9 protein-coding genes are annotated in these 9,697 nt (G+C 44.5%); 5 read left to right on the top strand and 4 right to left on the bottom strand.

The window, feature by feature from the left end; translation table 11 throughout:
* A partial coding sequence (locus tag BCT81_RS09350; RefSeq protein WP_102423955.1) for an ATP-binding cassette domain-containing protein occupies window positions 1–1,288 on the top strand: 1,288 nt, incomplete at its 5' end.
* A gap of 126 nt (window positions 1,289–1,414) precedes the next feature.
* Here the strand turns inward: BCT81_RS09350 and BCT81_RS09345 are convergent.
* The 3 genes from BCT81_RS09345 to BCT81_RS09335 form a co-directional block, all read right to left on the bottom strand.
* Window positions 1,415–3,301, bottom strand: coding sequence for a methyl-accepting chemotaxis protein (locus BCT81_RS09345; protein ID WP_102423954.1), 1,887 nt, complete (start codon window positions 3,299–3,301; stop codon window positions 1,415–1,417).
* A 305-nt stretch (window positions 3,302–3,606) separates the two neighbouring features.
* Window positions 3,607–4,131, bottom strand: a complete 525-nt coding sequence (locus tag BCT81_RS09340; RefSeq protein ID WP_061030923.1) for a hypothetical protein — start codon at window positions 4,129–4,131, stop codon at window positions 3,607–3,609.
* A gap of 98 nt (window positions 4,132–4,229) precedes the next feature.
* On the bottom strand, window positions 4,230–4,607 hold the full coding sequence (locus BCT81_RS09335) for a NirD/YgiW/YdeI family stress tolerance protein (protein ID WP_102423953.1): 378 nt from the start codon (window positions 4,605–4,607) through the stop codon (window positions 4,230–4,232).
* Between the two features lie 196 nt (window positions 4,608–4,803).
* Between BCT81_RS09335 and BCT81_RS09330 the strand changes: the two genes are divergently transcribed.
* From BCT81_RS09330 to modC, 4 genes are read left to right on the top strand one after another with little or no spacing between them, the layout of a single operon-like run.
* Entirely contained in the window at window positions 4,804–6,303 is a 1,500-nt protein-coding gene (locus BCT81_RS09330; RefSeq protein ID WP_102423952.1) for a cobyric acid synthase, read from the top strand.
* 5 nt (window positions 6,304–6,308) lie between these two features.
* Complete coding sequence (gene modA, locus BCT81_RS09325) at window positions 6,309–7,067, top strand: molybdate ABC transporter substrate-binding protein (RefSeq protein ID WP_102423951.1); 759 nt, start codon at window positions 6,309–6,311, stop codon at window positions 7,065–7,067.
* Window positions 7,068–7,766 (top strand): molybdate ABC transporter permease subunit, encoded by a 699-nt coding sequence (gene modB / locus BCT81_RS09320; protein WP_061030927.1) that lies wholly within the window; start codon window positions 7,068–7,070, stop codon window positions 7,764–7,766.
* Window positions 7,763–8,869: a molybdenum ABC transporter ATP-binding protein ModC gene (modC, locus tag BCT81_RS09315; RefSeq protein ID WP_102423950.1), complete on the top strand. Its 1,107-nt coding sequence runs from the start codon at window positions 7,763–7,765 to the stop codon at window positions 8,867–8,869. Before modB ends, modC begins: the two co-directional genes overlap by 4 nt.
* A 318-nt stretch (window positions 8,870–9,187) precedes the next feature.
* On the opposite strand, the gene BCT81_RS09310 is transcribed toward modC, so the two are convergent.
* A complete protein-coding gene (locus BCT81_RS09310; protein WP_102423949.1) occupies window positions 9,188–9,625 on the bottom strand; it encodes a DUF3069 domain-containing protein in 438 nt (145 codons plus the stop codon).
* Window positions 9,626–9,697 lie beyond the last annotated feature (72 nt).

Below are 9,697 nucleotides of genomic sequence, written 5' to 3'. Positions count from 1 at the left end.
AATGAGCGAAGAAGACGGTATGAAAGTGGCAGAGCTTGAAAGCGAGTTCGCTGAAATGGATGGCTATACAGCGGAAAGTCGTGCTGGCGATATTCTTATTCAAGCGGGTATTGAAGAAGAGCTTCATTTTGGCCTGATGCAGCAAGTGGCTCCAGGTTGGAAACTGCGTGTGCTTTTGGCGCAAGCATTGTTTGCGAACCCAGATATTCTGTTACTTGATGAACCGACCAACAACTTGGACATTCACACCATCAACTGGCTTGCTGAAGAGTTAAACCAGCGTAAATGTACAATGATCATCATTTCGCACGATAGACACTTCCTGAACTCGGTATGCACGCACATGGCGGACATCGATTACGGTGAACTTCGTATCTACCCAGGTAACTACGAGTACTTCCTAGAAGCATCGGGTTTACGTCGTGAACAACTTCTGGCTTCTAATGCGAAGAAGACAGCCGAAATCAACGAGCTACAGGACTTCGTGAACCGTTTCGGTGCCAACGCATCGAAAGCGAAGCAAGCGAGTTCTCGTGCTAAGAAGATGGAAAAGATCACTCTTGATGAAGTGAAGTCGTCGAGCCGTATGAGTCCGTCGATTAACTTCGGCGAAGGTAAGAAGCTACACCGCCAAGCGCTTGAGCTTCAAGAGCTAGGCCACGGTTTCGAAGGCGAGACGCTATTTGCTGGTGGTAATTTGTTACTTGAGGCGGGCACGCGCCTTGCGGTTATCGGTGAGAACGGCGTGGGTAAAACCACTTTACTACGCTGTCTAGTTGGTGAATTGGAGCAAAACCAAGGTATCGTAAAATGGTCAGAAAACGCATCAGTCGGCTACTGCCCGCAAGATAGCAGTGCAGACTTTGACAACGACTTGAGCATATTCGATTGGATTTCACAGTGGCGTACAGCGAAGCACGATGACTTAATGGTACGCGGCATTCTAGGTCGTCTGCTGTTTACTGCTGATGATGCAAACAAGAAAGCACGTAACTGTTCTGGTGGTGAGAAGAACCGTCTGTTATTTGGCAAGCTAATGATGCAAGACATTAATGTTCTTGTGATGGACGAACCAACGAACCACATGGATATGGAAGCGATCCAAGCGCTAAATGATGCGCTGAAGGTTTATCCAGGTACGCTTATTTTTGTGAGTCACGACCGTGAGTTTGTATCTTCACTGGCAACACACATCATTGATGTGAAAGACCAGCAATTAGTGAGTTTCCAAGGTACTTATGAAGAGTACCTAGATCACCAGAAAAAGATGCTGATGGTTAACCTGTAACTATCACTATGCGAGACAAGTTGAGGTATGTGAACTGACACTAATGGTTCACCACCAGAAGAAAACAAAGCCCCCGAGCACTGCTGTGGTCGGGGGCTTTTTGTTGGTTTCTGGCCAATAATCTTATTAGTACTTGAACAACTGAACTTGGGTATTCAATTGTTGGGCGATGCCACGTAATTCTTCTGAAAGGTGACGCGAGTTATCGGCTTCCGTCGACATCTTGTCTGACACATCATTAACTAATTGGATGTTTTTGCTTACTTCGCCAGTCACGGTTCTTTGCTCAGATGCCGCATTCGAGATGTGTGACGCCATATCAGAGATCTGCTGGATCGATGTTGCGATCTCTTCAAGCGCTGTGGTGGCATTGTTCGCATCATCAACACTAGATTGAGCTAAGTCTTGGCTACGCTGCATTGATTCAACGGCACTAACACTGTTTTTCTGCAGAGTCTCAATCATTTCACGAATCTCATCAGTAGAGCTGTGAGTACGTTGAGATAGCACACGAACTTCATCTGCAACCACTGCGAAACCACGACCTTGCTCACCAGCACGTGCCGCTTCAATCGCTGCATTAAGTGCAAGTAGGTTAGTTTGCTCTGCGATGTCTGAAATTGTTGAAAGGATCGCGTTAATGTCTAGGGCATTCTTTTCAAGCTCTTGAATGATGCCCGATGCATTTTCTACCTGTTGTGCAAGGTTAGTGATTGAATCTTGATTACGAATAATCACACGCTTGCCTTGCTCACAGTTTTCAGTAGAACTGATCGCTGAATCTGCTGTCATCTGTGCGTTGTTTGCCACTTCCTCAGCCGTTGCCGACATCTCGTGAACTGCGGTTGCGATTTGCGAGATCTCATGCAGTTGAACTGTTAGGCCATCGCTCGTTTGGCGAGCAACATTGGTACTGACTTCAGATTGCTCGTTCAATTGGCTAGAAGAGTCTGCGATATCACGGACAATCTCTTGCAGCTTAGCGATGAACGCATTCACGTGATGAGCCAGTGTGCCTATTTCGTCCTTGCTGTTGACGGTAATACGTTGGGTTAAATCACCATCGCCTTTAGACAGTGCTTCCATTGCTGAACTTAACGTTGTTAGCGGTGCGAGTGCTTTCTTAATGACAAACATTGCCACAAATGCAATAACGGCAAGCTGAATCAGGCCAAAGATGGCCGATTGGCGAAGCAACGAGCGGTAAGAAGCAAAAGATTGGGATTTATCGATAACGACAGTGAAGTACCAGTCGGTATGAGGAACTTTTTTCGCTGAAAGCAGAGACTCCGCGCCGTCGATGCTCATCTCCTCAAAACCCGGATCTTGAGATAGCGATTTGATCTTATTCGCAGTGAGGTTTTGTGAGACGTTAGCAACTGATTTAAGCGTAAGGTCACGGTCTCTGTGGGCAACAATTTTACCATTTCCATCGACAAGGAATGCGTAAACGCCTGGCTGCTCAATGCTTACAACATCGTTAATCAACGTATTTAGGTTAAGATCTGCACCAATAACACCTGAATACCCGTTGGTATTGAAAGGGCTGGCAATGGTCACGACAAGGTCATTGGTTGCCACATCGACGTAGGGTTCAGTTACTACTGTTTTGCCTGTAGACATTGGCACTTTGTACCAGTCGCGAGTGCGAGGGTCATAACCTTCGGGTACGGGCAAATCGACACCTTGTAGGAAACGGCCGTTAGAAAGTCCAGCATACGCAATTTGGAATCGACCTGCGTTAGTACTTTGGGTGAAATAGCTTTTTGGATCGTCCGTGTATTTGAACGCGTCTTTCGCTGCATTTACAACGTTAATACGACCTTCTATCCACTTTTCAATTCCAGAAACATTGGCCTCGGTAAGCGTGGTCGAATACTGTTGGATAGAGCGGTAAGTTTCGTTCAACAGTTGCTTGCCAGTGATATAAGTTTGAATCATCGTCATGGCGAAGATAATGACAACAAACATCAATGTTAGTTTGTTCTTAATAGAAATGCTGCTTACACCCATTAAGGTACTCCATTTTCAGCAAAATTTTCGCAAAGAGTACCAGTACGCCATACTGCAGTAAAGCTGTTTTATCAATTGGCATTTATTAATAATTTAATTGTATAAAAGGTACTAGAGCGGATGTGGTTGGATGGCCCAAATCAAGAATAGAACGCAGCGTGTCGTGAAGCTGTTTGTATAAAACTGATGGTAAAGGATGAGAACGAAAAAAGGCTAACAGATAAAGAACCTATTAGCCTTAAAAATCATGCTGTAAATGAATAATCAATAAGAATTAGCCACTTACATTAGGGTGTATAGTGAGCTTAGAAGCCGAATCGAGCAGACATTAACAGCTGATGTCCGTATGTACCGTTATTGCGCATATCTAGACCAACAGACAGTTGTTCTGTTGAATGGAAACGGGCACCAATACCCACGATTGAGCGAGTATCATCATTGTCGATCAGTTGACCAAGGCGAGCGTTAACTTCAACGTTTGCCATTAACCATGCTCTTAAGCCTAGGTTAATTTCAGTCTTGATGTGGTTGTCGTCATTGCGCTCAATGTTGTGAAGTAGCATTTGGCCAGTCACATCAGCAAATTGACTAATTGGACCGTTAAAACCCATACCGACAGCAGCATCCCAATCGCTTTCAAATTCTGAATCGATGCGAGCTACAAAGTGTGAGTTCTGAGTAAACATGGTTGTGACTTCACCACCGAAAGTACTAGGGCTGGTACCCATGCGCAGCTCGAATGTGTTGTAGTTAAAGTTGTTTGCAGACGCAGAGAATGAACACAGTGCAGCTAGTCCTAAAAGGACAGTCTTGTTAGTGCAACCTAGCATGGTGACTCCATATAAATGTATTTTGCGGCAGTATAATACAAAAAAGCCTGCAATATGCAGGCCAATTTATTTGAAGTCGTTAGTTTTATATTTATCGGTTATAGAATTTGGATGTGGTCAACCTCGATTTCCGGTGTTTTGCCACCTTCGTATTCACCGAAGATACGTACTTTGGTATCTGCTGTTAACGGTTGTGCTAGACGGATATCGTCGTCCAGTTCAATTTGAATTTCGCTCTGGCCGTCAGAGAAGATAAATGTGTCGTTCTTAAGTTGACGAACAATCTTGCCGTCTACAATCGCGTCTTGCTCAGAAAACATGCTTGTGTCTGCAAGTAGGGTCGCGACAGAAACGGTTTCAATAGGTCCTGTGTAAGCAATAGAGCTCTCGTGCTTATTGTCTTTATGGTCACCAGCCATTGCGAAAGTTGGAGCAAGGATAATAGTGGTTGCGATAGCTAATACAGTTTTGTTCATGGTGAATCCCTTAATGTTGTTTGTTAGTTGAAACGTTTTGTTTCGATGAGGCTATTAAACAACACTCGGTTTGAATCTAGAGTGAGTAACACATTCATTTTCCATTCATTTTATTGAGCATCGAGTCGCCAATGACGTTAAGATGGTTAAAGAGAAGTATTGCCTGCGGGCTGAGAAACTAAGGATTTAAGTACGAATGCGAGCACCATTGAACGCCCTTATGGTTCAGGGAACCACATCAGATGCCGGAAAAAGTGTATTGGTGGCAGGTTTATGCCGTGTTTTGGCTAGGAAAGGAATTAAAGTGGCACCTTTTAAGCCACAGAACATGGCTTTGAATAGTGCCGTGACCAAAGACGGTGGCGAAATTGGCCGCGCTCAAGCCGTTCAGGCACAAGCTTGTAATATTGAACCTTCAGTGCACATGAACCCTGTATTGCTTAAACCCAATTCTGATACTGGCGCTCAAGTGATTCTGCAAGGGCGTGCATTAAGTAACATGGAGGCTACGGGCTACCATGATTATAAGAAAGTCGCGATGAATACAGTAATCGATTCTTTTGATCGACTTTTGGATGAATACGAAAGCGTGATGATCGAAGGGGCGGGAAGTCCTGCAGAAATCAACCTTCGCGAGAATGATATCGCGAACATGGGATTCGCTGAAAAGGCAGACATCCCAGTGATTATTGTGGCTGATATTGACCGTGGTGGTGTATTTGCGCACCTGTATGGCACATTAGCTCTGTTATCTGAATCTGAACAAGCTCGTGTAAAAGGGTTTGTGATTAACCGTTTTAGAGGCGATATCGCGCTGCTTCAGTCGGGCCTTGATTGGCTAGAAGAGAAAACGGGCAAGCCTGTAATAGGTGTTTTGCCATATCTGCATGGTTTTAATTTGGAAGCTGAAGATGCCATTACCTCCGCTCAAGAGTCCGATGGAGAGGCTAAGCTAAAAGTCGTGGTACCTGTTCTAACACGAATCAGCAACCATACGGACTTTGACGCGTTGCGACTTAATCCTTCGATTGATCTTCGTTACGTCGGTAAAGGTGAGCGTTTGAACAACGCTGATTTGATCATCTTACCGGGTACTAAGTCAGTAAGAGCCGATTTGGATTACTTGAAGCAGCAAGGTTGGGACAAAGACATTCAGCGTCACCTGCGTTTAGGTGGCAAAGTGATGGGCATATGTGGTGGTTATCAGATGCTCGGTAATCTTATCCACGATCCTGATGGCGTTGAAGGCGAGCCGGGAAGCAGTGAAGGGTTAGGGTACCTTGATGCTGAAACCACGTTAACGCAACAGAAAACGTTAACGAACGTGCTTGGGAATTTAAGCCTAAATGGAAAGTCAGCACCAGTAAAAGGGTATGAAATTCACGTAGGTAGGACTGATGTCAATGAAATGGCATTACCGGTTCAGTTAGAATCTGGCAACCTTGATGGCGCGATAAACTCAGACAACTCGATATTTGGTACCTACTTGCACGGTATATTAGATAACAGCGATGCGTTATCCCTGATTTGTGAATGGGCAGGTGCTAATGAAGTAGCAGCGATTGACCACGAACAACTGAAAGAGTTGGGTATTAATCGAATTGCCAATGCCATCGAAGACCACTTAAATCTTGACCTGCTTTGGCCTGAGCTGAAACAAACTGGCCAAGAAATTAAAAGAACAACAGATAAGTGAGAGCAATGAAAAATCTAGTCACTCTTCTAGCGGTAGCGTTAACCACCTCATTGAGTTCTGCTCATGCTTTGGCTGCCGAAAAACTCCGTGTCTATGCGGCATCGTCTATGACTAATGCAGTAAATCTGTTAGTTGAAGAGTTTGAGAAAAACCATTCTGTTGACGTTATTCCTGTCTATGCCAGCACATCTTCATTAGTACGACAGATCGAAAGAGGTGCACCAGCAGACATCTTTATCTCGGCAAATGAAAAATGGATGACTCATCTTGTCGATCGAAACTATGTTTCTAGTGACAATGTCACAAATCTTTGTGAGAACGAGCTTGTGCTAATTTCTCCAAAGGAAGAGCCAATTTCATTTGATATTTCAAAAGGTGATCAGTGGTCTAAACTTCTTGATAATGAAAGGCTTGCGGTTGGCAATACCATGTCGGTTCCTGCTGGTATCTATGCGAAAGAAGCGCTAGAAAAACTGGCTGTTTGGGATGAGGTCAAGACACGGTTAGCACCAAGTAATAACGTTCGTATGGCATTGGCGTTGGTAGAGCGCAATGAAGCTAAGCTCGGTATTGTTTACAAAACGGATGCGCTACTATCTAAGGAAGTGAGTCTTGTATCGACGTTCCCGGCAGATTTGCATACACCTATACGTTACCCTGTAGCGAAACTGAGTGACCAAGCGGTTGCTCAGGAGTTCTATACTTTCCTTAGTAGCGAGCAAGCGAAGGACATTTTGAACAGTTTTGGTTTTGAAGTGCGTTAAATGATGTATTTATCGGAATACGAATACCAAGCCTTAATGCTGAGTTTGAAAGTGGCTGGATTTGCCATCCTATGGCTGATCCCAATCGGGATTGGCCTCGCGTGGCTGCTTGCTAAAAAGCAGTTTGTGGGAAAAAGCATTCTAGAGAGTATTGTTCACCTACCTTTGGTGTTGCCTCCAGTGGTGATTGGCTATTTGTTGCTGGTGATGATGGGTAGACAAGGCATTATCGGCTCTTGGCTGAATGAGGTGTTTGGTATCGTATTCAGCTTTAGTTGGAAAGGCGCGGCATTAGCCTGTGTCGTAGTTGCACTGCCATTAATGGTTCGTTCAATTCGTTTAAGCTTAGAAACGGTCGATAGTAAATTGGAAGAGGCGGCCGCCACATTAGGTGCTTCACCAGTCAGAGTATTCTTTACTATCACCTTGCCTTTAATGATCCCTGGGATCATTACGGGAACCATGCTTTCATTTGCGCGAAGTCTTGGTGAGTTTGGTGCTACGATCAGTTTTGTATCCAATATCCCGGGTGAAACTCAAACCATTCCACTGGCTATGTACACGTTTATTGAAACCCCAGGTGCTGAAATGGAAGCCGCACGCCTGTGTGCGATTTCTATTGTGATAGCGCTGGGTTCATTGATGTTGTCTGAATGGTTAAACAGAAAGTCGGCACAACGTTTGGGAGGTAACGCATGAGTGCTTTGATCCTCCAATACCAACAGCAGCTTGGTGAAACCTTCTTCGATATCGACTTAGAACTGCCAAGCCGTGGTATCACGGCGATCTTTGGTCGCTCTGGCGCGGGTAAAACCTCTTTAATCAATGCCATTAGTGGCCTTAAACAACCAGACAAAGGTTTGATCAGTGTGTCGGGGACAACCTTGTTCGACAGTGTACAAGGGATAAACTTGCCAACGCATAAGCGCAATGTCGGCTATGTATTCCAAGAGTCAAGGCTGTTCCCTCATATGAAAGTATCGGCGAATCTTAAATACGGTGTTAAAGGCACAGATAAAGCGCACTTTGATCAGATCGTGTCTCTGCTTTCATTAAACTCGTTGCTAGATCGTTATCCGGCTCGTTTATCTGGCGGAGAGAAGCAGCGTGTGGCAATTGGCCGAGCTCTGTTATCTAAGCCAAGTATTTTGTTGATGGATGAGCCATTGGCATCTCTTGATTTACCTAGAAAGCGTGAAGTGATGCCGTTTCTGGAGAACTTATCCGAGACCGTACAAATTCCGATTATTTACGTCACTCACAGCCTCAACGAAATCTTACGATTGGCGAATCACTTGGTCATCATTGACCAAGGTAAGGTAGTGTCGTCTGGTGTGACCGAACAGGTATGGGCGTCACGTGCGATGCAGCCTTGGCAGTCTTTCTCAGAGCAAAGCTCACTGTTTGAAGCGAAACTGGCAGAGCACAACGACGATTACGCTTTGTCTCGTTTAATGCTCGGAAAGTCTACGTCTTTGTGGGTTCAGAAAGTGTCGAGTGAGATTGGGGCTACCGTAAGGCTTCAGGTCAGGGCAAATGATGTCTCAATCACGCTAGAGGAGCCAAAAGGCACTTCAATCCGTAACATTCTTCCTGTGTCGATTAAAAGCGTAGAGACGCATCAACAAGGGAGCAATAAGCAGAGTGTGGCGGTTGAGTTGGAATTGGAGTCTGGCTGTTATCTATGGGCAACCATTACTTCTTGGGCATTGAATGAGCTTGACCTTAAAGTCGGCCAGCAAGTATTTGCCCAGATTAAGGGCGTGAGTGTAGCTCAAAGGGACATTGCCTTTACTCATTAAAAGTTAACGCGACTTGCCTGCTTTGAAGTTCTTGTTTGAAGTTATTGGCTTTAGATTAGGTAAAACTCGATCTTGATTCCATGAATGGGAACATGCGTCATTTTTATACGCTATAAACTTCGGTTTTGAGCCACACTGTATGAGTGCAAAGTCATATTATTTGCACAGCGCAAGAGCGGCGTGAAGTATTGATGAGTCGCAGATAAGCGACCAATAGAAAAAGCAGTGGATATAAAAAAGCCGCTTGTTTAAAGCAACAGGCGGCTTAGCATTAGTATCACTGTTTGCGTTCAACCTAATTTAAGGTTGAGCAACGGCTTATTTAGTGAAAACTTCTTTAAAATCAAGCTTCAAGATAGCATCACGACGAGCTTTCTTGATTTGTTTAACCATGTCTTTTACACAGTTATGTAGAACTTGGTCTAGTAGTTGAGCGCGGTACTCTTCTTTTTCTTCGTCAGTCATGCCTTCTGGAAGTTTAAGAGTAGGGAACTCTTCCATCACGTTAACACCAGCGAAAGCTTGGCTAACCGTGATTAGAGCGTGGAACTGCTCGAAGTTGTCCAAAACATTTTGTGCGCTTGCTGGCAGGCTGTCCCAAGCTTCGCGTACTGCTTCTTCAGACACTTCATGAATAGAAGTAACCATAAAGTGCATCTCTTTTGGCACTTCATCAAATTCGATAACTTGGCGAAGTTCAGGAGAGATTGTGGTTAAATCGATTTCTTGTTGCTCTGTGTTTGTAGCGTCTGACATAGTATTTCTCTTTAAAAAGAAACAATGCTAAAAAGATCTGTAAAAAAGTCAATATAATATAGAGATTAGGGC

Source organism: Vibrio sp. 10N.261.52.A1, from assembly GCF_002876325.1.
GTDB classification, from domain to species: Bacteria; Pseudomonadota; Gammaproteobacteria; order Enterobacterales; family Vibrionaceae; genus Vibrio; species Vibrio chagasii.
Note: the sequence above shows the minus strand (reverse complement) of the source record. Positions and strands in the feature narration are given on the sequence as shown.

Excerpts from the sequence above, each read along its gene's own strand:
- BCT81_RS09345 (WP_102423954.1), bottom strand. The coding sequence starts at position 3,301 with ATGGGTGTAAGCAGCATTTCTATTAAGAACAAACTAACATTGATGTTT.
- modA (WP_102423951.1), top strand. The coding sequence starts at position 6,309 with ATGAAAAATCTAGTCACTCTTCTAGCGGTAGCGTTAACCACCTCATTG.
- modB (WP_061030927.1), top strand. The coding sequence starts at position 7,068 with ATGATGTATTTATCGGAATACGAATACCAAGCCTTAATGCTGAGTTTG.
- BCT81_RS09335 (WP_102423953.1), bottom strand. The coding sequence starts at position 4,607 with ATGAACAAAACTGTATTAGCTATCGCAACCACTATTATCCTTGCTCCA.
- modC (WP_102423950.1), top strand. The coding sequence starts at position 7,763 with ATGAGTGCTTTGATCCTCCAATACCAACAGCAGCTTGGTGAAACCTTC.
- BCT81_RS09330 (WP_102423952.1), top strand. The coding sequence starts at position 4,804 with ATGCGAGCACCATTGAACGCCCTTATGGTTCAGGGAACCACATCAGAT.
- BCT81_RS09310 (WP_102423949.1), bottom strand. The coding sequence starts at position 9,625 with ATGTCAGACGCTACAAACACAGAGCAACAAGAAATCGATTTAACCACA.
- BCT81_RS09340 (WP_061030923.1), bottom strand. The coding sequence starts at position 4,131 with ATGCTAGGTTGCACTAACAAGACTGTCCTTTTAGGACTAGCTGCACTG.